The organism is Shinella yambaruensis (assembly GCF_050859155.1).
Taxonomy (GTDB): Bacteria; Pseudomonadota; Alphaproteobacteria; order Rhizobiales; family Rhizobiaceae; genus Shinella; species Shinella yambaruensis.
Genome location: NZ_CP150638.1, coordinates 1,269,352 through 1,291,239, shown reverse-complemented (window position 1 = coordinate 1,291,239; position 21,888 = coordinate 1,269,352). Strand labels below are relative to the sequence as shown.

Annotated in this window: 21 protein-coding genes; 11 read left to right on the top strand and 10 right to left on the bottom strand. The window is 65.8% G+C overall.

Going from position 1 to position 21,888, the window contains the following annotated elements; genetic code table 11:
* Nucleotides 1-140: 140 nt before the first annotated feature.
* Complete coding sequence (locus WMC41_RS06335; RefSeq protein WP_288081741.1) at nt 141-590, bottom strand: DNA polymerase III subunit chi; 450 nt, start codon at nt 588-590, stop codon at nt 141-143.
* 7 nt (nt 591-597) lie between these two features.
* Complete coding sequence (locus tag WMC41_RS06330; RefSeq protein ID WP_432347343.1) at nt 598-2,088, bottom strand: leucyl aminopeptidase; 1,491 nt, start codon at nt 2,086-2,088, stop codon at nt 598-600.
* A gap of 267 nt (nt 2,089-2,355) precedes the next feature.
* On the opposite strand from WMC41_RS06330, the gene lptF reads away from it, so the two are divergent.
* From lptF to rsmA, 6 genes are all read left to right on the top strand, one after another.
* Nucleotides 2,356-3,540, top strand: a complete 1,185-nt coding sequence (gene lptF, locus WMC41_RS06325; RefSeq protein WP_244765967.1) for an LPS export ABC transporter permease LptF — start codon at nt 2,356-2,358, stop codon at nt 3,538-3,540.
* Nucleotides 3,537-4,619 (top strand): LPS export ABC transporter permease LptG, encoded by a 1,083-nt coding sequence (gene lptG / locus WMC41_RS06320; RefSeq protein ID WP_272804985.1) that lies wholly within the window; start codon nt 3,537-3,539, stop codon nt 4,617-4,619. Before lptF ends, lptG begins: the two co-directional genes overlap by 4 nt.
* Nucleotides 4,619-6,955: an LPS-assembly protein LptD gene (locus WMC41_RS06315; protein WP_432347342.1), complete on the top strand. Its 2,337-nt coding sequence runs from the start codon at nt 4,619-4,621 to the stop codon at nt 6,953-6,955. Before lptG ends, WMC41_RS06315 begins: the two co-directional genes overlap by 1 nt.
* Nucleotides 6,956-7,100: 145 nt before the next feature.
* Nucleotides 7,101-8,039 (top strand): SurA N-terminal domain-containing protein, encoded by a 939-nt coding sequence (locus WMC41_RS06310; RefSeq protein ID WP_432347340.1) that lies wholly within the window; start codon nt 7,101-7,103, stop codon nt 8,037-8,039.
* An 82-nt stretch (nt 8,040-8,121) separates the two neighbouring features.
* Nucleotides 8,122-9,156, top strand: coding sequence for a 4-hydroxythreonine-4-phosphate dehydrogenase PdxA (gene pdxA / locus WMC41_RS06305; RefSeq protein WP_432347339.1), 1,035 nt, complete (start codon nt 8,122-8,124; stop codon nt 9,154-9,156).
* Entirely contained in the window at nt 9,156-9,983 is an 828-nt protein-coding gene (gene rsmA, locus WMC41_RS06300) for a 16S rRNA (adenine(1518)-N(6)/adenine(1519)-N(6))-dimethyltransferase RsmA (RefSeq protein WP_432347338.1), read from the top strand. Before pdxA ends, rsmA begins: the two co-directional genes overlap by 1 nt.
* A 183-nt stretch (nt 9,984-10,166) precedes the next feature.
* Here the strand turns inward: rsmA and gmk are convergent, their stop codons facing one another.
* From gmk to fabD, 7 genes are all read right to left on the bottom strand, one after another.
* Nucleotides 10,167-10,826 carry a guanylate kinase gene (gene gmk / locus WMC41_RS06295; RefSeq protein ID WP_244765973.1) on the bottom strand — a complete coding sequence of 220 codons (660 nt, stop codon included), beginning with the start codon at nt 10,824-10,826 and terminating at the stop codon, nt 10,167-10,169.
* A 3-nt stretch (nt 10,827-10,829) separates the two neighbouring features.
* Nucleotides 10,830-11,717, bottom strand: a complete 888-nt coding sequence (locus WMC41_RS06290) for a YicC/YloC family endoribonuclease (protein WP_432347337.1) — start codon at nt 11,715-11,717, stop codon at nt 10,830-10,832.
* Between the two features lie 240 nt (nt 11,718-11,957).
* Nucleotides 11,958-13,139, bottom strand: a complete 1,182-nt coding sequence (mltG, locus tag WMC41_RS06285) for an endolytic transglycosylase MltG (RefSeq protein WP_244765975.1) — start codon at nt 13,137-13,139, stop codon at nt 11,958-11,960.
* Between the two features lie 234 nt (nt 13,140-13,373).
* Complete coding sequence (gene fabF, locus WMC41_RS06280; RefSeq protein WP_432347336.1) at nt 13,374-14,633, bottom strand: beta-ketoacyl-ACP synthase II; 1,260 nt, start codon at nt 14,631-14,633, stop codon at nt 13,374-13,376.
* Nucleotides 14,634-14,739: 106 nt separating this feature from the next.
* The gene (locus WMC41_RS06275; protein ID WP_003531676.1) at nt 14,740-14,976 is read right to left on the bottom strand and encodes an acyl carrier protein; all 237 of its coding nucleotides are present in this window, start codon (nt 14,974-14,976) and stop codon (nt 14,740-14,742) included.
* Between the two features lie 307 nt (nt 14,977-15,283).
* Nucleotides 15,284-16,021 (bottom strand): 3-oxoacyl-[acyl-carrier-protein] reductase, encoded by a 738-nt coding sequence (gene fabG / locus WMC41_RS06270; protein ID WP_244765977.1) that lies wholly within the window; start codon nt 16,019-16,021, stop codon nt 15,284-15,286.
* A gap of 112 nt (nt 16,022-16,133) precedes the next feature.
* Entirely contained in the window at nt 16,134-17,078 is a 945-nt protein-coding gene (gene fabD, locus WMC41_RS06265) for an ACP S-malonyltransferase (protein ID WP_432347335.1), read from the bottom strand.
* Nucleotides 17,079-17,271: 193 nt separating this feature from the next.
* On the opposite strand from fabD, the gene WMC41_RS06260 reads away from it, so the two are divergent.
* Entirely contained in the window at nt 17,272-18,315 is a 1,044-nt protein-coding gene (locus WMC41_RS06260; RefSeq protein ID WP_432347334.1) for an aldo/keto reductase, read from the top strand.
* 117 nt (nt 18,316-18,432) lie between these two features.
* Here WMC41_RS06260 and WMC41_RS06255 read toward each other — a convergent pair whose 3' ends face one another.
* Nucleotides 18,433-18,735, bottom strand: coding sequence for a hypothetical protein (locus WMC41_RS06255; RefSeq protein ID WP_432347333.1), 303 nt, complete (start codon nt 18,733-18,735; stop codon nt 18,433-18,435).
* A gap of 424 nt (nt 18,736-19,159) precedes the next feature.
* On the opposite strand from WMC41_RS06255, the gene rpsF reads away from it, so the two are divergent.
* The 4 genes from rpsF (at nt 19,160) to rplI (ending at nt 21,668) form a co-directional block, all read left to right on the top strand.
* On the top strand, nt 19,160-19,612 hold the full coding sequence (gene rpsF, locus WMC41_RS06250) for a 30S ribosomal protein S6 (protein WP_023515802.1): 453 nt from the start codon (nt 19,160-19,162) through the stop codon (nt 19,610-19,612).
* Between the two features lie 24 nt (nt 19,613-19,636).
* Nucleotides 19,637-19,885: a 30S ribosomal protein S18 gene (rpsR, locus tag WMC41_RS06245; protein ID WP_023515801.1), complete on the top strand. Its 249-nt coding sequence runs from the start codon at nt 19,637-19,639 to the stop codon at nt 19,883-19,885.
* Between the two features lie 212 nt (nt 19,886-20,097).
* Nucleotides 20,098-21,072, top strand: a complete 975-nt coding sequence (locus WMC41_RS06240; protein ID WP_245082793.1) for a YybS family protein — start codon at nt 20,098-20,100, stop codon at nt 21,070-21,072.
* Nucleotides 21,073-21,092: 20 nt separating this feature from the next.
* On the top strand, nt 21,093-21,668 hold the full coding sequence (rplI, locus tag WMC41_RS06235) for a 50S ribosomal protein L9 (protein WP_245082791.1): 576 nt from the start codon (nt 21,093-21,095) through the stop codon (nt 21,666-21,668).
* Nucleotides 21,669-21,888: the final 220 nt, after the last annotated feature.

The window sequence follows — 21,888 nt, the reverse complement described above, 5'->3', positions numbered from 1 at the left end:
CGCTGCCGCGACCTTCTCCCCGCAAGCGGGGAGAAGGGATATGCCGTGCCGGTTTCCTCAATCCTTGCCGCTTCGTGGGGCAAGTCCCCTCTCCCCGCTTGCGGGGAGAGGGTTAGGGTGAGGGGCGCCCCTCGGCACTCCTAAGCCTTCTTCATCCAGCGTCCGTCGCTGTTCTGCTGCCAGTAGGTGAGCTGGTGCCCCTCGCCTTTCAGGCGTTTCCAGTGCGCGCGCGCCGTCTCCACCTCGGCCTGGTCGTAGCCGTCGAACATGAAGATGACGCGCTCATAGGCCTCGAGCGGCGGCGGCTCGGCGCCGGCGACGAGGAAGCGCACCGTCGCGCCGTTCGCATTGTCGGCGGCGGTCGTCAGCAGCACCGGCTGTTCGGCCGGAAAGGCCTGCTCGTCGGTGCCGTGCGGCAGAAAGCTGTCCTCGCGGAAGGTCCACAGATGCGTGTCGAGCGCATCGCGCCGCTCCGCGTCGCCGGCCTGCACGACAACGCGCCAGCCGCGCTCGAGGCTCTTGTCGAGGAGCGGCGGCAGCGCGTCCTCCAGCTTCGATTCGGTCAGGTGGTAGAAGAGGACCTCGCTCACCCTCTCCTCACCCTTCATAGTTCGCGCGCACCAGCTCATCCAGCAGGCGCACGCCGAAGCCGGAACCCCAGGACTGGTTGATCTCGTCCGTCGGCGAGCCCATGGCCGTGCCGGCGATGTCGAGATGCGCCCAGGGCGTGTCCTTGACGAAGCGGTGCAGGAACTGCGCGGCGGTGATCGAGCCGGCATAGCGTCCGCCGGTGTTCTTCATGTCGGCGAACTTGCTGTCGATCATCTTGTCGTATTCGCGGCCGAGCGGCATGCGCCACAGGCGCTCGTTCGTCGAAAGGCCGGCGGCGGTGAGGCGCGCGGCAAGCGTGTCGTCGTTGGAGAAGAGGCCGGCATGATGGCTGCCGAGCGCGACCATGATCGCGCCGGTCAGCGTCGCGAGGTTCACCATGAACTGCGGCTTGAACGTCTCGTTGCAGTACCAGAGCGCGTCGCACAGCACGAGGCGGCCTTCGGCATCGGTGTTGATGACCTCGATCGTCTGGCCGGACATCGACTTGACGATATCGCCGGGACGCTGGGCGTTGCCGTCGGGCATGTTTTCCACAAGGCCGAGGATGCCGACGACATTCGCCTTCGCCTTGCGGGCGGCGAGCGTGTGCATCAGGCCGATGACGGCGGCCGCCCCGCCCATGTCGCCCTTCATGTCCTCCATGCCGGCGGCCGGCTTGATGGAGATGCCGCCCGTATCGAAGACGACGCCCTTGCCGATGAAGGCGATCGGCCGGTCCTTGTCCTTGCCGCCCTTCCAGTGCATGACCGCCAGGCGCGGCGGGCGCACCGAACCCTGCGCGACGCCGAGCAGCGCGGCCATGCCGAGCTTCTTCATCTCGCGCTCGGTGAGGATGTCCACCTCGACGCCGAGCTTTTCGAGCGCCTTGGCCTTGTCGGCGAATTCGACCGGGCCGAGCACGTTGGCCGGCTCGTTGACGAGGTTGCGGGCGAGAATCACGCCCTCGGCGACGGCATCGGACACCTCGTTCGCCTTCTTGGCGGCGCTGGCGACGGCGGTGACGATCGTCACCTTCACGGCCTTGCCGTTCTTCGCCTCGTCGTCCTCGTCCTTCTTCGTCTTGTAGGTGTCGAAGCTGTAGGCGCCGAGCTGCATGCCGAGGGCGAAGTCGGCGGCGTTCTTCGCCGTCACCGTTACGCCCGGCGCGTCGAGATAGACCGTCGCCTTCTCCGCGCGGCCGATCCTGGCGGCAGCGGCGCCGCCGGCCTTCAGCCAGTCGTGGGGACCAAGCTTTTCCGCCTCGCCGAGGCCGAGCACGAGGATGCGGTCGACCGGCGCCCCGTGCGGCGCCAGAACGTCGAGCGTCTTCAGGGCCTTGCCGGTGAACTTCGCGACATCGGCGGCACGGGCGACGACACCTTCCGGATCGACCTCGCCAAGACCGGCCGCCGCCTGGCCGGCAATCTGCAGGAGAACCGCAAGGCCGCCCGAAGCGCGCGCCGTCTTTGCGAAACCGATGTCGAATCTGGAAGCCATGACCTACTCCGAATGTAATGCCGGCGGGCCTGCCGCCCGTCCGGAAGGCCGCCAATCTCATCAATTCCTTGTCGCTTTTGCGGCGCTTGGCAAGATGCGACACCTTGTTTACAGATGGTCGGGCATGCTTGTTCGCCATAAATTTTCCTTGGCCGGTGAGACTCCGGCCTATGGCATCGGCCTGCGGAAACCTTATATGCCCCTGGCCGCTCCGACGGGTGCCCCTGCACGAGACCGGAGCCATTTGTCGCAAACGCGGACGAAACGATGAAACTGATCGAGCGCTATATCCTGCGGCGGGCGTCGCTCATGTTCGTCGCCACGCTCGTTCCCCTGCTCGGTATCGTCTGGGTCACGCAGGCGCTCGGCAGCATCAACCTCGTCACCGACAGCGGCCAGTCGATCTTCGCCTTCCTGAAGCTCGCAACGCTGATCCTGCCTTCGGTGATCCCGATCATCCTGCCCTTCGCGTTCGTCATCGGCGTATCGCAGACGCTGACCGTCATGAACTCCGATTCGGAGCTGACCGTGCTGAACTCGGCCGGCGCCTCGCGCATGACGATCATCCGCCCGGTGATGATCCTCGCCGTGGCGATGAGCCTCGTCTCCTTCGCCGTCGACAATTTCATCGAACCCTATTCGCGCACCGCCGTGCGCAAGATGATCGCGACGGCCCATGCCGACATGCTCTCCTCCGTCGTGCAGGAGAACACCTTCCGCAAGATCACCGACGGCCTCTACGTGCAGGTGGCCGAGCGGCGCAATGGCGGCGTGCTCTCCGGCCTCTTCGTCGCCGATACGCGCGATCCGCGCTTCGAGCTCGTCTACTATGCCCGCGAGGGCGCGGTGGACGAGAACAGCTCGGCGCTCGTCATGAAGGACGGCGAGGTGCACCGCAAGCTGCCGGACGGCAACGTTTCGATCATCAAGTTCGATTCCTACGCCTTCGACCTTGCCGACCTCACCCAAAGCGTCGGCAAATCCAACGTGCGGGCCAAGGATCGCGACCTCATCTATCTCTTCGATCCAGACCCCAACGATCCGCAATACAAGAAGAACCCCGGGGCCTTCACGGCCGAGATCCACCGCCGCTTCACCGAATGGCTCTTCCCGGCGGTCTTCGGCCTTATCGCGCTCGTGGTCAGCGGCGATGCCCGCTCGCATCGCGAGGCGCGCGTGCATCCGATGATCACGGCGCTGGTGACCGCGCTCTTCGTGCGCTGGGCCAGCTTCTACGCGTCGAACAATGCGGAAGATTCCGGCTATTACATCCCGATCATGTATCTCATTCCCATCATCACGGCGGCGCTGGCGATCCGCTACCTGCGGCGCAACAAGAGCCTCGACATTCCCGCGACGCTGGGCGAGCGGCTGACGGACCTGCGCGAGCGCGGGCTCGCGCGCCTCACCCGGATGGGCTCGACCTCCACCGGCGGGAGCGGCCAGCCATGATCCCCACGCTCGGCTTCTATTTCTTCCGCCGCTACATCACCACCACCATCTGGTTCCTGCTCGGCATCTTCTCGCTGATCTTCATCATCGATTTCAGCGAGATGTCGAACCGGGTCGGCGTGCTGCCGGGGTACACGCTGACGAGCGGCCTCATCGTCACGGCGCTGCGCATACCGATGATCCTCATGCAGACCGTACCTTTCGTGGCGCTCTTTGCCGGCATGGCGGCGCTGATCTCGCTGAACCGGCGCTACGAGCTGGTCGTCACGCGCGCAGCCGGCATCTCCGTCTGGCAGTTCCTGCGCCCCTTCGTCATCGGCGCCTTCCTGTTCGGCGTCATGGCCGTGCTCGCCATCAACCCGATCGCCGCCTGGGGCGCCAAGAAGGCGGGGGAGCTGGAAGCGGGCTGGGGCGCCAGCAATGCCGCGCGCGCCGAGACCGCCGTGCCGTGGCTGCGCCAGATCCACGGCAACGACCAGGCGATCATCGGCGCCAAGGCCGTTCTCGACGGCGGCACGCGCCTTGCGAACGTCACCGTCATCCACTTCGATCCCGACGGCCGCATCGTGCTGCGTCAGGATGCCGATTCGGCAACCTTGGAAGATGGTTACTGGTTGCTTAAGAACGTACACGAGACGCGCAACGGCGAACTGCCGGTCCGTCTCGATGAGGTACAGCTTCGTACCAACCTGAAACGGGAATTCGTCCAGGAGAGCCTCGAAAAGCCTGAATCCATTCCGTTTTTGAGCCTTGGACGGAAGATCGAGGCGGCAAAATCCTTCGGTTTCCCGACGGATGCGATGGAAACGCAGTTCCATTCCCTGCTGTCGCTGCCGCTGCTTCTGGTTGCCATGACGCTGATCGCAGCCTGTGTATCATTAAAATTTAGCCGGTTTAATCAATCGCGTGCGGTGATTCTGGGTGGAATCCTGTCGGGCTTCATGCTTTATGTCGTCACCGTGCTTGTGAAGGCATTCGGAAGCAGCGGTGTTGTTCCTCCGTTCGTTGCGGCCTGGCTCCCCGTGGTCGTCGCAATGTCCTTGGGTGCGACGATTCTTCTGCATCAGGAGGACGGCTAGTGGCGGCAGGCGACCGCAAAATGAACAGGTGGTCGAGAGCCGCCCTGCTTGCAGGTGCGGCCATCTGTGCCATCGTGTCCGCCTCCACGCTCCCCGCCCGGGCGCAGGCACCCGATATCCAGTCGATGGAGCCGAAGATCCCGGACGATGCCAAGCTCCTGCTGGCGGCCAACGAGCTCATCTACAACAATGACACGGAGAAGGTGATCGCCCGCGGCGCGGTGCAGATCAACTATGGCGGCTACAAGCTCGTCGCCCGCCAGGTGGAATACAACCAGAACACCGGCCGGCTGACGGCGCATGGCAATATCGAGCTCATCGAGCCGACGGGCAACCGCGTCTATGCCGACGAGATGGACCTGTCGGACGATTTCGCCAACGGTTTCGTTAATGCGCTGCGCATCGAGACCACGGACCTCACCAAGCTGGCGGCGACCAGCGGCGAGCGCGTCAACGGCGAGGAGATGATCCTCAACCACGCCGTCTATACCGCCTGCACGCCCTGCGCCACCAACCCGACGCACCGCTCGCTCTGGCAGATCAAGGCCGAGCGCGTCGTGCAGAACGGCCGCACGAAGACGATCCGCCTCGAACGCGCCCGCTTCGAGATGTTCGGCAGGCCGATCGCCTACATTCCCGTGCTGGAGGTGCCGGACCATACGGTCAAGCGCAAGAGCGGCTTCCTCTTCCCGCAGTTCAGCTACGAGCAGAAGCTCGGCCTCGGCATCACGACGCCCTATTATTTCGCGATCGCGCCGGACATGGACGCGACGCTCTCGCCGACCGTCTTGACCCGCCAGGGTTTCCTCGTCGAGGGCGAGTTCCGCAAACGCTTCCACAACGGCCAGATCACCCTGCGCGCCGCCGGCATCGACCAGTGGAACCCGAGCGTCTTCACGGCCGGCACGAGCGACCGGCGCGACGACTTCCGCGGCATGGTCGCCTCCGAGGGCCGCTTCAGGATCAATCCCCGCTGGGCGTTCGGCTGGGATGTCATGGCGCAGACCGACAACAACTTCTCGCGCACCTATGACCTCGACGGCCTGGAAGACCGCATCCATGTCAACCAGATCTACCTGACGGGCCTTGGCGACCGGAACGTCTTCGACCTGCGCTCCTTCTATTTCGACGTGCAGGACGCGGACCCGCAGGACCGGCTGGAGCGCAAGCAGGCGATCGCCCAGACGCTCGACCACGAATATATCGTGCCGCAGCCCGTGCTCGGCGGCGAACTCTCGATCACCACGAACATCACCAATGTCGAGCGCGACCTTGCCGATGTCTACAGCGTGCGCGGCAACGAGCGGTTCCGCGGCCTTGCCGGGGGCACGACGCGGCTGACCAGCGAAGTCGAATGGCGGCGCCAGCTCATCGTGCCCGGCGGCCTCGTGTTGACCCCTCTTCTGGCGGCGCGCGGCGATATCCACCGCCTCGACATGAGCAATCCCGGCCCCGGCTATGCCGGCAACTACGTGGACGACAACAGCACGACCCGCGCGATGCTGACCGCCGGGCTCGAGGCGCGCTACCCGATCCTCGCGACGACCGACTACAGCACCCATCTCTTCGAGCCGATCGCGCAGATCTACCTGCGCCCGGACGAGGACCATGCAGGCGGCCTGCCGAACGAGGACGCCCAGAGCTTCGTCTTCGACGCCACCAACCTTTTCGAACGCGACAAGTTCTCCGGCTTCGACCGGATCGAGGGCGGTTCGCGCGCCAATCTGGGCCTGCGCTATACCGGCACATTCGACAACGGCCTGCGCCTGCGCTCGATCATCGGCCAGTCCTTCCATCTCGGCGGCGTGAACTCCTTCGCGACGCCCGACCTCGTCAATGCCGGCGCCAATTCGGGCCTGGAGACGGACTCCTCCGATTATGTCGGCATGGCCGGCATCGACCTGCCGAACGGCCTGTCGCTCGCCCACAGCGCCCGCCTCGACAAGGACGACCTGTCGCTGCGCCGCGCCGACACCTCGGTGCGCTTCGACGGCGCCCGTTTCGAGACCGAGATCACCTATACCCGCATCGCCGCGCAACCGGCCTACGGCCTGGAGAGGGACGCCAGCGAAATCCAGAGCGCCGCGGCCTTCAAGTTCGAAGACTACTGGTCGGTGTTCGGGTCATTGACCTACGACATCAACAGCCAGAGCCTCTCGCGCAACGGCATCGGCTTTTCCTACGACGACCGCGACACGGTCTTCTCGATCGTCTACGAGCAGACACGCGACAAATCCCGCACGACGGCGAACGACTGGTCGATCGGCGCGCGGCTGATGTTCCGCACGCTCGGCGACATCAATGTCGGCGACACGACGCTGACCGGCTTCGAGTAAGCGCTGCCTCGCTCTTGTCATCGTTTGGCCGCATGTATTATGCACATCCGGGAGAAACGCCCGCCGATGAATGCCGCCTGCAGGGACGGCATTCCCGCACGAACGACACCGGCGCGCGCGAAATGGGTTTGGGAAAGGGACTGGCATGACGGGCAGACACTCTCTGGTTCGCTCCATGATGATGGGCGTGGCGCTTGCCGCTGCGGCGACGATCGCGGCTCCGGCCGGCACGGTCCAGGCCGCAAGCGGGATCGTGGCCGTCGTCAACAACACGCCGGTGACCTCCGGCGAGATCGAGCGCCGCGCCGCCTTCCTTCGCCTGCAGCGCGCCGGCGGCAACCTGCGTGCCAAGGCCCGCGAGCAGATGATCGACGAAGTGCTGAAGCGTGGGGAAATCCTGCGCCTCAAGATGTCCGTCAGCAGCGCCGAGGTGGATGCCGCCTATGCCCGCTTTGCCGCCTCCAACAAGATGTCGCCCCAGCAGCTCGGCGAGATCCTGAGCCGCGCCGGCGTCGGTTCGGACCACTTCAAGCAGTACATCGCCATCCAGATGAGCTGGCCGCGCGTCGTCAACGCCCGCTACGGCGCCGCCAAGGACAGCAAGACGCTGGTCCAGCGCATGCAGGAGAACGGCGGCAAGAAGCCGGTCACCACCGAATATTTCCTCAAGCAGGTCATTTTCGTCGTGCCGGAGAAGCGCCGCAACGCCATTCTCGGCAAGCGCAAGCAGGAGGCGGAGGCCTCGCGCTCGAAGTTCCCCGGCTGCGAACAGGCCAAGGTCTTCGCCGCCACCATGCGCGACGTCTCGATCCGCGACCTCGGCCGCGTGCTGGCGCCGGAAATGCCGGAGGACTGGAAGCCGCTTATCGAGAAGGCGAACGGCATGACGACGGGCACGCGCGTCACCGAACGCGGCGTCGAATATCTCGCCATCTGCAAGAAGCGCGAGGTCAACGACGACGTGGCGGCCGAGATGGTCTTCCGCGCCGAGGACCTCAGCAAGGCCAAGGGCAACGAGGGCGACGCGAACAGCCAGAAGTACCTCGCCGAACTGCGCAAGAAGGCGACGATCACCGAACGCTGATGCCGGAACCGCGGCCCGCGCCCGCCCATGGGCACCGCGGCCGGGACGTTTTCCCCTTCCAACCCGCTGACGGCAGGGTCCCATGACGACGACAAGTTTTCCCCCGCTGGCGCTCACCATGGGCGACCCGGCGGGGATCGGGCCGGATATCACGCTCGCCCTGTGGTCGGCCCGCAAGACGCTCTCCCTGCCGCCCTTCCTCTTCATCGGCGATGCCGCAGTATTGCGCGCGCGCGCCGTCGCCCTCGGGCTCGATGTTCCCGTCGCGGCAGCGGAGCCGGAGACGGCGGCCGCCCTCTTCCCGGACGCCCTGCCGGTGCTTTCGTGCGATTGCGCCGTGCCGACCTTGGCCGGTTCACCCGATTCCCGCAACGCCGCCGCCATCACCGGCGCGATCGAGACCGCGGTCGCGCTGACATTCGCCGACCGCACCGCCGCCGTGGTGACGAACCCGATCGCCAAGGCCGTGCTCTACGATGCCGGCTTCGGCTTTCCCGGCCACACGGAGTTCCTCGCCGACCTCGCCGCCCGGGCGACGGGCAGGCAGGCTTTGCCCGTCATGCTGCTGGCCGGGCCGAAGCTGCGCAGCGTGCCCGTCACCATTCACATCCCCTTGAAGGACGTGCCGGAGGTGCTGACGGAAGAGCTGATCGTGGAGACGGCCACCATCACCGAACGGGACCTGCGCCAGCGCTTCGGCATCGCCCGCCCGCGCCTCGCCCTTGCCGGGCTCAACCCGCATGCCGGCGAAGGCGGTGCGCTGGGTCTGGAGGACGACGCCGTCGTGCGCCCGGCCGTGGAGCGGCTCAAGGCAGCCGGCATCGACGCGGTCGGTCCGCTGCCGGCCGACACGATGTTCCACGATGCCGCCCGCGCCACCTATGACGTGGCGCTCTGCATGTATCACGACCAGGCGCTGATCCCCGCCAAGGCGCTCGGCTTCGACGATTCCGTCAATGCCACGCTAGGCCTGCCCTTCATCCGCACCTCGCCGGACCACGGCACGGCCTTTTCGCTTGCCGGCAAGGGCGTCGCCAGGCCCGACAGTCTGCTTGCCGCCCTCCGTCTTGCCCACGACCTTGCCCGGCATGAGCGGGCCGCAAAGGAGACCGCCTGATGGCCGCACTCGACGGGCTGCCGCCGCTCCGCGACGTCATCCAGCGCCACGGGCTCGACGCGAAGAAGGCGCTCGGCCAGAACTTCCTGCTCGACCTCAACCTCACCCAGAAGATCGCCCGCACCGCCGGCCCGGTCGAGGGCCATACGGTGATCGAGGTCGGCCCCGGACCGGGCGGCCTGACGCGCGCCATCCTGGCGCTCGGCGCCAAGCGGGTGATCGCCATCGAGCGCGACGCGCGCTGCCTGCCGGCGCTGGCGGAGATTTCGGAGCATTATCCGGGCCGCCTGACGGTTATCGAAGGGGATGCGCTGAAGACGGATTTCGAGGCGCTGGCACCGGGCGAGCCGGTGCGCATCATCGCCAACCTGCCCTACAATGTCGGCACGCAGCTTCTCGTCAACTGGCTGCTGCCGAAGGCCTGGCCGCCCTTCTGGGACACGCTGACGCTGATGTTCCAGCGCGAGGTGGGCCTGCGCATCGTGGCGGAGGAGAATGACGACCACTACGGCCGGCTCGGCGTGCTCGCGGGCTGGCGCAGCCATGCCCGCATGGCCTTCGACGTGCCGCCCCAGGCCTTCACGCCGCCCCCGAAGGTCACCTCGTCCGTCGTGCATCTGGAGCCGGTGGCAAACCCCTTGCCCTGCGACGTCGCCGCGCTGGAGCGCGTTACCCACGCCGCCTTCGGCCAGCGCCGCAAGATGCTGCGCCAGAGCGTCAAGTCGCTCGGCGGCGAGGCGCTGCTGGCGCGCGCGGAGATCGATCCGCAGCGGCGGGCGGAGACGCTGAGCGTGGAAGAGTTCGTGCGGCTGGCGAACGCGTTGTAAGGTTTAGGACCAGCCCCTCATCCGGCCTGCCGGCCACCTTCTCCCCGCAGGCGGGGCGAAGGAGATATGCCGCTCCAGTTTCCCCAAACAAGACCCGTTCGTGGGGCAAGTCCCCTCTCCCCGCCTGCGGGGAGAGGGTTAGGGTGAGGGGCAATTTCACGTAAAGAGGATGCGGACGAACGCCTAAAGAACCGGCTTCTCCGTCACCAGCTTCGTCACGAACTCGAACAGCCCGTGCCGCCGGTCGCGGCGCAGGCGTTCGGCCTTGACGATGCTCTGCACGGCGTCGAAGGCGACGGAGAGGTCGTCGTTGAGGATGACATAGTCGTATTCCCGCCAGTGCTCGATCTCGGCGCGGGAATTGGCAAGGCGCGTCTGGATGACCTCCTCCGTATCCTCGGCGCGGCGATGCAGGCGCGACTGCAATTCGGTCATCGACGGCGGCAGGATGAAGATCGAGACGACGTCGGCCGGCATCTTCTCCTGCAGCTGCTGGGCGCCCTGCCAGTCGATGTCGAACAGCATGTCGCGGCCGGCGGACATCGCCTCTTCCACCGGCTCGCGCGGCGTGCCGTAGAAATTGCCGTGCACCTCGGCCCACTCGAGCAGCGCTTCGCTGTCGCGCAGCCGCTCGAATTCCTTGTGGTTGATGAAGTGGTAGTGGCGGCCGGCGATCTCGCTCGCCCGGCGCTGGCGCGTGGTGACGCTGACCGACAGGCTGAGGCCGGGATCGGCCTCCAGGAGGTTGCGGGCGATGGTCGACTTGCCGGCGCCCGACGGCGAGGAGATGACGAGCATGAGCCCGCGGCGTTCGATATGGATATGCTTCGACGGCTCGGCCATGGCCTACTCCAGATTCTGGACCTGTTCCCTGAACTGGTCGATGACGACCTTCAATTCGATACCCGCAGCCGTTACAGCAGCGGCGTTCGACTTGGAACAGATCGTATTCGATTCCCGGTTAAATTCCTGTGCGAGAAAATCGAGCTTGCGGCCGATCGGCCCGCCTTCGGCGATCAGCTCGCGCGCCGCCGTGACATGCGCCTTCAGCCGGTCGATCTCCTCGCGCAGATCCGCCTTGGTGGCGATCAGCGCCGCTTCCTGGTGCAGGCGGTCGCGGTCGAGCGCCGTCGTTCCCTGCAGGAGCATGGCGACCTGCGCGGAAAGCCGCTCGGCAATGGCGAAGACGCTGCGTGAGGGATCGGCCTCGACGGTTGCCGTCAGCGCCTCGATGCGGGCGACCTGGCCGAGCAGCACCCCGGCGAGCGCCACCCCCTCCTTGCGGCGCATCTCGGCAAGACAGCGGATCGCCTCGGACAGCCCCGCGCGGATATCGGCGTCGCGCGCCGCGCGCTCGGCCTCGCTCTCGTCCGCCTCGCGGAAATCGACGACGCCGCGCACGGCAAGCAGCGTGTCGAGCTTGAGCGGCGCCGGATCGACCATGCCGGCCAGCTGTTCGCGCAGCGCCAGCACGGCAGCAAGCGCGCCCTGGTTCACCACCGCCTCGACCTGCGCCTCGCTGACACTCACGGAAAGCCCGATCTGGAGATTGCCGCGCGCAAGCGTTTCGCCGGCAAGGCGCCGCACGTCGCCCTCCAGCGCCTCGAAGCCGGGCGGCAGCCGCAGCCTGATGTCCAGGCCCTTGCCGTTGACCGAGCGCAGCTCCCACGCCCAGCGCGTACGCCCGCTGGTTCCCTCGACCCGCGCAAAACCGGTCATCGATTGCAATGTCATGTCGTCCTCCAGTGGCGCCCGGCGACGGCAGGTCGAACCGGAAGGCGGGGCAGCCGAAACGCGCGGCAGGCGCGCAAAACCGTCCCCCAAAGTGGAGCAGTTTCACGGGGTTGGGAACGGGGCAGCGCCTGGAACGGTGCGCGATCCACATCAAAGGTGAGGATAAGCCGGGCAGAAGCCTCTTGAAAAGCAAAAGGCCCCGGAAATGCCGGGGCCTTTTGCAGGGAATGGCGGGCGTTCCTACTGCGACCCCGCGGCTTCCGCCTCTTTCGCGGCCTCGGCCGCCTTCTCCGCCTCCAGCTTGCGCCAGCGGCGGACGTTCTGGTTGTGCTCCTCGAGCGTCTCGGCGAAGACATGGCCGCCGGTGCCGTCGGCGACGAAGTAGAGGTCCGGCGTGCGCGAGGGGTTGGCGACCGCCTCCAGGGCGGCCCGGCCCGGATTGGCGATCGGCGTCGGCGGCAGGCCCTTGATGATATAGGTGTTGAACGGCGTCTGCTTTTCCAGATCCGACTGGAAAATCGGGCGGTTGGCCGGTTTGCCGTCGCCACCGAAGATGCCGTAGATGATCGTCGGGTCGGATTGCAGGCGCATGCCCTTGTCCAGGCGGTTGAGGAAGACCGAGGCGACGCGCGGCCGCTCGTCGGCCCGGCCCGTCTCCTTCTCGACGATCGAGGCGAGCGTGACGAATTCCTCGCGCGTGGCGATCGGCAGATCGTCGTCGCGGCGCTCCCATATCTGGTCGATCAGCGCCTTCTGCGCGTCCTGCATCTGGTGGAGGATATCGGCGCGCTTGGTGCCGCGCGAGAACTTGTAGGTATCGGGCATCAGCGAGCCCTCGACCGGCAGGTCCGCCGGCAGGTCGCCTTCGAGCACGGGATCGTCCTGCAGGCGCTTGAAGACCTGCTTGACCGTCAGCCCCTCCGGCACGGAGACGCTGTAGAGGATCGACTTGCCGGATTTCAGGAGCTCGACGATCTCGCGCATCGTCGCGCCGGCCTTGATCTCGTATTCGCCGGCCTTCAGCGTCTCGCCGTCGAGATAGATGCGCGAGAGCACGCGGAAGACGCGGCTGTCGGTGATGATGTTGTTGCGCTCGAGATTGGCGGCGATCTCGTTCGTGCCGGCGCCGGCGCGCACGATGAAGTTCGTGTTGGCCGTCAGCGGGCCGGGCTCCTCATAGCTCTTCACGCCGTAGTAGAAGATGCCGATGCCGATGATCGTCGCGAAGACGACCACGGTCATGACGAAATTCAGGAAGATGACGATCTGGCTGCGCGCCTTGCGCGAGCGCCTGCGGCTCGGCGGCTGCGGCACCTGCTCCGGCCGAAGGGCCTCGCTGGCGGATTTGGGGATGATGCGCGACTGGCCGGAGGCCTCGCCGCGGCCAAACTGCGTCTCGCCGGGTTCGTTCGTGTCGCTCACGGACTGTCCTCATGTTCGGGCATTGCTCGATGCTATCGATCAGAGCAATACGGCAAAAGCGGGATGACCCGCTGCATATCGATGATCCGGGCCTCCCCCCTCATCCGGCCCTTCGGGCCACCGTCTCCCCGCGGGGGAGAAGGGAGGGAGGATGCGACGTTTCGGTTCTCCCCTTCTCCCCGCGGGGAGAAGGTGCCGGCAGGCGGATGAGGGGGCTTGCCGGCGGCAGGATGGTCAGGCGTAGCGCTTGAGAACCAGCGATGCGTTCGTTCCGCCGAAGCCGAACGAATTGGACAGCGCCACGTTGATCTCGCGCTTGCGGGCCTTGTGCGGCACCAGGTCGATCGCCGTCTCGACGTCGGGATTGTCGAGGTTCAGCGTCGGCGGGGCGATATTGTCACGGATCGCCAGCGCGGTGAAGATCGCCTCGACCGCACCGGCCGCCCCCAGGAGATGGCCGATCGCCGACTTGGTGGACGACATGGAAATGCGCGGGGCGGCATTGCCGACAAGACGCTCCACCGCGCCGAGCTCGATCGTATCGGCCATGGTGGAGGTGCCGTGCGCGTTGATGTAGTCGAGTTCGCTCGCCGGGATGCCGGCGCGCTTCAGCGCCATCTGCATGCAGCGATAGGCGCCGTCGCCGTCCTCGGACGGGGCGGTGATGTGATAGGCGTCGCCGGAAAGGCCGTAGCCGACCACTTCCGCATAGATCTTCGCGCCGCGCGCCTTGGCGTGCTCCAGCTCCTCCAGGATGACGATGCCGGCGCCCTCGCCCATGACGAAGCCGTCGCGGTCGCGATCATAGGGGCGCGAGGCGGCGGTCGGGTCGTCGTTGCGGGCGGTGGAGAGCGCCTTGCAGGCGGAGAAGCCGGCAAGCGCGATGCGGCAGATCGGCGATTCGGCGCCGCCCGCCACCATGACGTCGGCATCGCCGAGCGCGATCAGACGGCTGGCATCGCCGATGGCGTGCGCGCCCGTCGAACAGGCCGTGACGACGGAATGGTTCGGGCCGCGCAGCTTGTGCTTGATGGAGACCTGGCCGGAGGCGAGGTTGATCAGGCGGCCGGGAATGAAGAAGGGCGAAACGCGGCGCGGGCCCTTGTCGCGCAGCGTATAGCCGGCTTCGACGATGCCCTCCAAACCGCCGATGCCGGAGCCGATGAGCACGCCGGTGGCGATCTGGTCCTCGTCGGTCTTCGGGTGCCAGCCGGCATCGGCCAGCGCCATGTCGGCCGCGGCGACGGCATAGACGATGAAGGGATCGACCTTGCGCTGTTCCTTGGGCTCCATCCACTGGTCGGCATTGTATGTGCCGTCGGAACCATCGCCGAGCGGAATGGAGCAGGCGATCTTTGCGGGAAGGTCCTCGACCTCGAAGGTGGTTACCCTGGCGGCACCGCTGCGGCCTTCGAGAAGCCGGCTCCAGGTAACTTCGGTGCCACAGCCAAGCGGGGATACCATGCCGGTACCCGTGATAACGACACGCCTCATCGTCCGTGATCCACCCTTATGTATTCTATGTCTATTGCTCCAGGAGGAGGTGTGGTCCCGCCGGGACCGGGACGGGCCGCCCGAAGGCGGCCCGCCGGAAATCAGATCAGGCCTGGGCCTTCTCGATGAACTTGACGGCGTCGCCGACCGTCAGGATCGAGTCGGCGGCATCGTCCGGGATCTCGACGCCGAATTCTTCTTCGAACGCCATGACCAGTTCGACGGTGTCGAGCGAGTCCGCGCCAAGATCATCGATGAAGCTTGCGCCTTCGCTGACCTTTTCGGCGTCAACGCCCAGATGATCAATGACAATTTTCTTTACGCGTTCTGCGATATCGCTCATGTCGGATTCCTCGACCTTTGTTTTTGATCGGCGCCTGTCACGGCACCGGACACTCAACACGCCCGATGTGCCTCAAGAACACATCCGGCAATCCCTTCAACCGGGCCATTCAACTGGCAATGCGGCATCGGCGATATTGTTGCATACCGCCCGATCGCTCTGGCATTTACCGGTCGACTGCTGACAGTCATGGCCCGATTAACACGGTTTAAGTCTGCCGCAAAGTCCGAAAATGCCCGGTACGCCAGCGGTCAACATGCTATTCATGCTGCAACGCCGGACACTTGGGCCGGGCACCTGGCCTTCGTCAGATCATCGCCATGCCGCCGTTCACATGCAGCGTCTGGCCCGTCATGTAGGAGGCTTCCGACGAGGCGAGATAGGCGACGGCGGAGGCGACTTCCGCGCCGGTGCCCATGCGCTTCATCGGGATGGCGCCCATGATCGCCTCCTTCTGCTTGTCGTTCAGCTTGCCGGTCATGGCGCTTTCGATGAAACCGGGGGCGACGCAGTTGACGGTGACGTTGCGCGTCGCGATCTCCTGTGCCAGCGACTTGGTGAAGCCGATCATGCCGGCCTTGGAGGCGCAGTAGTTCGCCTGGCCCGGATTGCCGGTGACGCCGACGACGGAGGTGATGTTGATGATGCGGCCGTAGCGGCGGCGCATCATCGGGTGGGTGAGCTCGCGCGTCAGGCGGAAGACGGCCGTGAGGTTGACTTCCAGAACCGCATCCCAGTCGTCGTCGCTCATGCGCACGAACAGGCCGTCCTTGGTGATGCCGGCATTGTTGACGAGGATGTCGACGCCGCCGAGCTCGGCCTCGGCCTTCTCGCCGAGCGCCTTGACCTCGGCGCGGTCGGAAAGGTTGGCCGGGAAGATATGGACGCGCTCGCCGAGTTCATTGGCCAGCGTTTCCAGCTTCTCGACGCGCGTGCCGTGCAGGCCGACGGTGGCGCCCTGGGCATGGAGGATGCGGGCGATCTCCTCGCCGATGCCGCCGGAAGCGCCGGTAACGAGAGCCTTGCGGCCGGAAAGATCAAACATGGGGTGGTCCTCTTCTGGAGCAAATAGCGAATAGGGAGTAGCGAATAGGGAAGAGCAATCGTAGCGTCAGCTTTTTCTATTCGCTATTCGCTACTCCCTATTCGCCCCCAGATCAGCCGATCAGCGCCGCAAGCGCGCTGTCGATATCGGCGGGCGTGTTGATGGCGATGCCGGTGACGGACTTGTCGATGCGGCGGGCAAGGCCGGTCAGCACCTTGCCGGAGCCGACTTCATAGAGCGTGGTGACGTTGTTTGCGGCGAACCATTCGACCGTCTCGCGCCAGCGCACCTGGCCGGTGACCTGCTCGACGAGCAGGCGGACGATCTCGTCGGGGTCGCTCACCGGCGCGGCGCGGACATTGGCAACGACCGGCACGACCGGCGCCTTCGCCGAAACGCCTGCCAGCGCCTCGCGCATGGCGTCGGCGGCCGGGCCCATCAGGGCGGAATGGAAGGGAGCGGAGACGGTGAGCATCAGCGCGCGCTTGGCGCCCTTTTCCGTGGCGAGCCGCGCGGCGACCTCGACGGCCGGCTTGGAGCCGGAGATGACGAGCTGGCCGCCGCCATTGTCGTTGGCGATCTGGCAGCTGCCGCCGGTGGAGGCTTCCTTGCAGATGGCTTCGACATCCGCCTGTTCCAGGCCGATGATGGCGGCCATGGCGCCCTCGCCCACCGGCACGGCGGACTGCATGGCGTTGCCGCGGATGCGCAGGAGCCGCGCGGTATCGGCCAGCGAGAAGGTCCCGGCGGCACAGAGCGCCGAATATTCGCCGAGCGAATGGCCGGCAACATAGGAGACCTGGTCCTTCAGCGACAGGCCGCGCGCCTCGAGCACGCGCATGACGGCGATCGACACGGCCATCAGCGCCGGCTGGGCGTTCGCCGTCAGCGTCAGCGTCTCTTCCGGCCCCTCGAACATGATGGCGGAAAGCTTCTGGCCGAGGGCCTCGTCGACCTCCGCGAAAACGGCGCGCGCCTCCGGAAAGGTTTCGGCGAGATCCTTGCCCATGCCGACGGCCTGGCTGCCCTGGCCGGGGAAGGTGAATGCTACGCTCATAGAGGTCTCTCCCGTCTCATGTTTTCTTTTCCATTCACATTCCGGCACGGCGAGTCAAGGCGTGCGCCGGGCCTCCGCCGTCCCGAAGCCGGCATTTCCAAGGCCTTCGCACAGGGAAAAGGCGCTTTCCGTCTTGCGCTTCGCGGGAAGCCGCCTACAGTCGCGCCGTTTCCACAACAGGATTTCTCCTCCCATGAAATACAATCCGCTTGGCCGGACCGGCATCAGCGTGTCGGAGATCTGCCTCGGCACGATGACCTGGGGTTCGCAGAACAGCGAGAAGGACGCGCACGACCAGCTCGACTACGCGTTCGCCCAGGGCGTGAACTTTATCGATACGGCCGAACTCTACCCGACGACCCCGCTTTCCGCCGAGACCTACGGCGATACCGAACGCTTCATCGGGACCTGGCTGCAGGCGCGCGGCAACCGCGACCGGGTCGTCCTCGCCACCAAGGTCGCCGGCCCCGGCCGCCCCTATATCCGCGGCGGCGCGCCGATGAGCCGCGCCGGCATCCTTTCGGCGATCGACGGCAGCCTCCAGCGCCTGAAGACCGACTATGTCGACCTCTATCAGCTGCACTGGCCGAACCGCGGGCACTATCATTTCCGCAATGCCTGGAGCTACGACCCGTCGAAGCAGGATCGCGAGAAGGCCGCTGCCGAACTGACGGAGGCCCTCGACACCGTCGGTGAGCTCGTCAAAGCCGGCAAGGTGCGGGCACTCGGGCTTTCCAACGAGACGGCCTGGGGCACGATGCAGTTCCTGAAGCGCGCCGAGGAAAAGGGCCTGCCCCGCGTCGCCTCGATCCAGAACGAATACAACCTGCTCTACCGGGCCTACGACCTCGACCTTGCCGAGGTCTCGCACCACGAGGATATCGGCCTTCTCGCCTATTCGCCGCTCGCCGCGGGGCTCCTGACCGGCAAATATCTCGACGGCGCTCGGCCGGAAGGCTCGCGCCTGACGAAGAACGGCGACCTCGGCGGCCGCTACCAGCCGCTGCAGGAGCCGGCCGTGCGCGCCTACGTGGACCTTGCGAAGGAGCACGGGCTCGACCCCGCCCAGATGGCGCTCGCCTTCTGCCTGACGCGGCCCTTCATGGCCTCCGTCATCATCGGCGCGACGACGATGGAGCAGTTGGAGACGGATATCGGCGCGGCGGAGGTCACGCTCCCGCCCGACGTGCTGAACGGCATCCGCCGCATCCACCGGCTCTATCCCGCGCCGATGTGACGCGAGCGCCTGCCCCGTAAAGCACGGGAGTGCCGAGCACCTACCCGGCAGGCTCGACCAAAGATCAAAAAACCCGCCGTTTCCGGCGGGTTTTTCGTTTGCCCCATGCGGGTGACGTTACGGGTTTGTGGTGGTTGCACCACCCTCGGCACCGCCAGCGTCCGGCTGGCTTTCCAGCGGCTGCGTGCCGGTGGCACCGCCCGCCTGGCCATCCGTGGCCGTGCCGCCGGCCGGCGCCGTATCCGTCGTGCCGATGGCCGACGTGTTGGCGTTCGGGTCGACGCCGTCACCCGGCGTTCCGCTGCCGACGAAATAGAAGATGCCCACCGCGACGAGGACTGCGAGGATCACGGCGACGGCCCAGCCGCCCGTACCGCTCCCGCCGCTCTGGTTCACGACGGTCGGTCCGCGGTCATCCACCGGACGCGTCGCACGATCTTCCGGGGGACGATTGACAAGGTTCGGGTCTTGCATTTCGGTCACTCCATCTGGTTGGATCGGGATGAACAACGCGGCGTCTCGATTTTGGTTCCCGCCCTGTCGCAAAACGAGGCAGCGCGCATTTCCGGCCCGGGATCCTGTATTTGGCCCTGGGTCTTGCTTTCGGCCGGAAAATCCGTATAAGGCGCGCTGTTCAACACACCCGATCAATCGGCTGGTGGCTGAACGGAGGGCCGGCGATCCGAAAGACCGCCGTTTGGAGCCAAGGGCTCCGGCCTCCCGTGTCTCCGCTCTCGACCGTCTGGATTAACGCTTTTCTTGCTTCGGCTTCTTGAAGCCCTTGGGAACTGTCGTTGAGGCTTGGCGCCGGTTTCGGGTGTAAACGCAAGAAAGGCAAAGCCACATGGCTCTTTACGAACATGTCTTCCTGGCCCGCCAGGACGTGTCCGCCCAGCAGGTCGACGCTCTCGTCGAACAGTACAAGGGCGTGATCGAATCGCTCGGCGGCAAGGTCGGCCGGGTCGAGAACTGGGGCCTCAAGTCCCTCACCTACCGCATCAAGAAGAACCGCAAGGCGCACTACGCGCTGATGGACATCGACGCTCCGGCCGCCGCCATCCACGAGATGGAACGCCAGATGCGCATCAACGAAGACGTTCTTCGTTACATGACCATCGCCGTGGAAGCCCACGAGGAAGGCCCGTCGGCCATGATGCAGAAGCGCGACCGCGACGACCGTCCGCGTCGTGATGGCGACGACCGCGGCCCGCGCCGCGATTTCGGCGACCGTCCGCGCCGCGACTTCGGCGACCGCCCGCCGCGTGGCGACCGTCCGGCCCGCGAAGACCGCGCGTAATCGAAGCAGAAGGAGATTTTGACTATGGCTGATGTTTCTTCCGCTCCGGCACGCCGTCCGTTCCACCGCCGCCGCAAGACCTGCCCCTTCTCGGGCGCGAACGCTCCGAAGATCGACTACAAGGACGTCCGTCTCCTGTCGCGCTACATTTCCGAGCGCGGCAAGATCGTCCCGTCCCGTATCACGGCCGTTTCCCAGAAGAAGCAGCGCGAACTCGCCAAGGCGATCAAGCGCGCCCGCTTCCTCGGCCTGCTGCCCTACGTCGTAGCGTAAGGATGTGACTCTGCGGCCTGACTCGACGTCGGGCCGGGATGCTTGACTCAAGGGGAAGACGGTCCGCCGCCTTCCCCATTTCCCTTCCGCGTTGGGCGCGGATCGGAGCCGCCGACCTTGAAAGAGGTCAAAATCCCATGTTGGGGAGACGGTCCTGAACAGGTTTGTCAGGAAACTCCTCTAACTGTCTGACCGGACAGGACAGCGAAGCCGTGAAGACCCTGACGCCGACATCGATTGCGACCGGCCTGATTGCCGGTGTGACCGCCGCTCTGCTTTCGCTGAGCGCGAATGCGCAGTCGACTCTCGCGATCGTGCTTTACGCCGCGTCCGCTCTTCCCATTCTCATTGCCGGCCTCGGCTGGGGCAATGCCAGCGCGCTGATCGCCGTCCTTGCCGGCGGTGCGACCGCCTCCATGCTGGTCTCCTCGCATTTCGCGCTTCTGATCGTCATCATTACGCTGATCCCGGCCGGCTGGCTTTCCAACCTCGCCAACCTCGCCCGTCCCGCCTCCGAACTCGGCGGCCCGGAAGACGCGCTCGCCTGGTATCCGCTGTCCAACATCCTCGCGCATCTCGCCGTCATGGTCACGCTCGGCATGATCGCCGTCGGCGCGATCGTCGGCTACGACAGCGCCATGGCGAGCCAGCTCGTCGACATCGTCATCCAGACGCTGAAGGCGCAGGAGCCGCTCTACAACCCCGATGCCGCCGCCGTCGCGCAGCTGAAGGCCATCTTCGCGCTGGCCCTGCCGCTGGTGCAGGGCGCGCTCTGGGTCTTCCTGCTGTTTGCGGCCTATTACATCGCGACCTTCATCGTGCGCGTCTCCGGCCGGGGCCTTCGCCCGCGCGAGGACATGCCCTCGACGCTGCGCATGCACCGCAACGCGATCTTCTTCTTCCTCGCCGGCCTCGTCCTCGCCTTCATGGGCGGCGTGCCGGCGATCATCGGCGCGCTCGTGTGCGGCACCTTCGGGGCCGGTTTCGTGCTTGCCGGCTTCGCGAGCCTGCACTTCAGGACGCGCGGCAAGCCGTGGCGGCTGTTTGCCCTGTGGTTCGCCTATCTCTCGGTATTGCTCTTCACGATACCGGTCTTCGCCATCCTCATTCTGGGCCTGATGGACACGCGGCGCACCATCGCGCTGACGCCCGCCGGCCCGGCAGAGAAGAAAAACCAGAACACCTGACATTCAGAAAGGAACTCGAAATGGACGTCATTCTCCTCGAACGCATCGCCAAGCTCGGCCAGATGGGCGAAACCGTGAAGGTTCGCGACGGCTTCGCCCGTAACTACCTGCTGCCGCTCGGCAAGGCGCTGCGCGCCAACGAAGCCAACAAGAAGCGCTTCGAATCCGAGCGTGCGACGCTCGAAGCCCGCAACCTCGAGCGCAAGTCGGAAGCCCAGTCGGTCGCCGAGAAGCTCGACGGCAAGTCCTTCGTCATCGTCCGCTCCGCCGGCGAAACCGGCCAGCTCTACGGCTCGGTCGCTGCCCGCGACATCATCGAGGCGCTGGCTGCCGAAGGCTTCAACGTCGGCCGCAACCAGGTCGAGCTCAACACCCCGATCAAGGCGATCGGCCTGCACAAGGTCGTCCTGCACCTGCATGCCGAAGTCGAGATCACCATCGAAATCAACGTCGCCCGCTCCGCCGACGAAGCCGAGCGCCAGGCAAAGGGCGAAAGCCTGACCTCCGCCGACGCCATCTACGGCGTGGACGAGGACGCCCTGAAGCCGGAAGACTTCTTCGATCCGGAAGCCGACGGCGAAGACGACGAAGCCTGATATCGGACGTGGGCCGGCCCTGCCGGCTCCCCAATTGACAGCCTGACGGGCCGGCTCTGCCGGCCCGTTGTTTTTTCGATGGCCAAAAAGCACGGCTTGAAATCCGGCTTTTCACATCAATATTTATAGGTCGTTAGACTGGATTGGCGGTCGGGCCGCTTCCCAGGCCGGTTTCCGACCAGACCCGTTCCGCCAGATTTTTTAAGCGCGACGGAGTTTA

What these genes read in the sequence shown, in the direction of transcription:
- WMC41_RS06310 (WP_432347340.1), top strand. Translation starts at nt 7,101, where the DNA reads ATGACGGGCAGACACTCTCTGGTTCGCTCCATGATGATGGGCGTGGCG.
- WMC41_RS06275 (WP_003531676.1), bottom strand. Translation starts at nt 14,976, where the DNA reads ATGAGCGATATCGCAGAACGCGTAAAGAAAATTGTCATTGATCATCTG.
- rplI (WP_245082791.1), top strand. Translation starts at nt 21,093, where the DNA reads ATGGACGTCATTCTCCTCGAACGCATCGCCAAGCTCGGCCAGATGGGC.
- WMC41_RS06330 (WP_432347343.1), bottom strand. Translation starts at nt 2,088, where the DNA reads ATGGCTTCCAGATTCGACATCGGTTTCGCAAAGACGGCGCGCGCTTCG.
- WMC41_RS06290 (WP_432347337.1), bottom strand. Translation starts at nt 11,717, where the DNA reads ATGACATTGCAATCGATGACCGGTTTTGCGCGGGTCGAGGGAACCAGC.
- WMC41_RS06260 (WP_432347334.1), top strand. Translation starts at nt 17,272, where the DNA reads ATGAAATACAATCCGCTTGGCCGGACCGGCATCAGCGTGTCGGAGATC.
- rsmA (WP_432347338.1), top strand. Translation starts at nt 9,156, where the DNA reads ATGGCCGCACTCGACGGGCTGCCGCCGCTCCGCGACGTCATCCAGCGC.
- lptF (WP_244765967.1), top strand. Translation starts at nt 2,356, where the DNA reads ATGAAACTGATCGAGCGCTATATCCTGCGGCGGGCGTCGCTCATGTTC.
- fabF (WP_432347336.1), bottom strand. Translation starts at nt 14,633, where the DNA reads ATGAGGCGTGTCGTTATCACGGGTACCGGCATGGTATCCCCGCTTGGC.
- fabD (WP_432347335.1), bottom strand. Translation starts at nt 17,078, where the DNA reads ATGAGCGTAGCATTCACCTTCCCCGGCCAGGGCAGCCAGGCCGTCGGC.
- rpsF (WP_023515802.1), top strand. Translation starts at nt 19,160, where the DNA reads ATGGCTCTTTACGAACATGTCTTCCTGGCCCGCCAGGACGTGTCCGCC.
- lptG (WP_272804985.1), top strand. Translation starts at nt 3,537, where the DNA reads ATGATCCCCACGCTCGGCTTCTATTTCTTCCGCCGCTACATCACCACC.
- pdxA (WP_432347339.1), top strand. Translation starts at nt 8,122, where the DNA reads ATGACGACGACAAGTTTTCCCCCGCTGGCGCTCACCATGGGCGACCCG.
- gmk (WP_244765973.1), bottom strand. Translation starts at nt 10,826, where the DNA reads ATGGCCGAGCCGTCGAAGCATATCCATATCGAACGCCGCGGGCTCATG.
- rpsR (WP_023515801.1), top strand. Translation starts at nt 19,637, where the DNA reads ATGGCTGATGTTTCTTCCGCTCCGGCACGCCGTCCGTTCCACCGCCGC.
- fabG (WP_244765977.1), bottom strand. Translation starts at nt 16,021, where the DNA reads ATGTTTGATCTTTCCGGCCGCAAGGCTCTCGTTACCGGCGCTTCCGGC.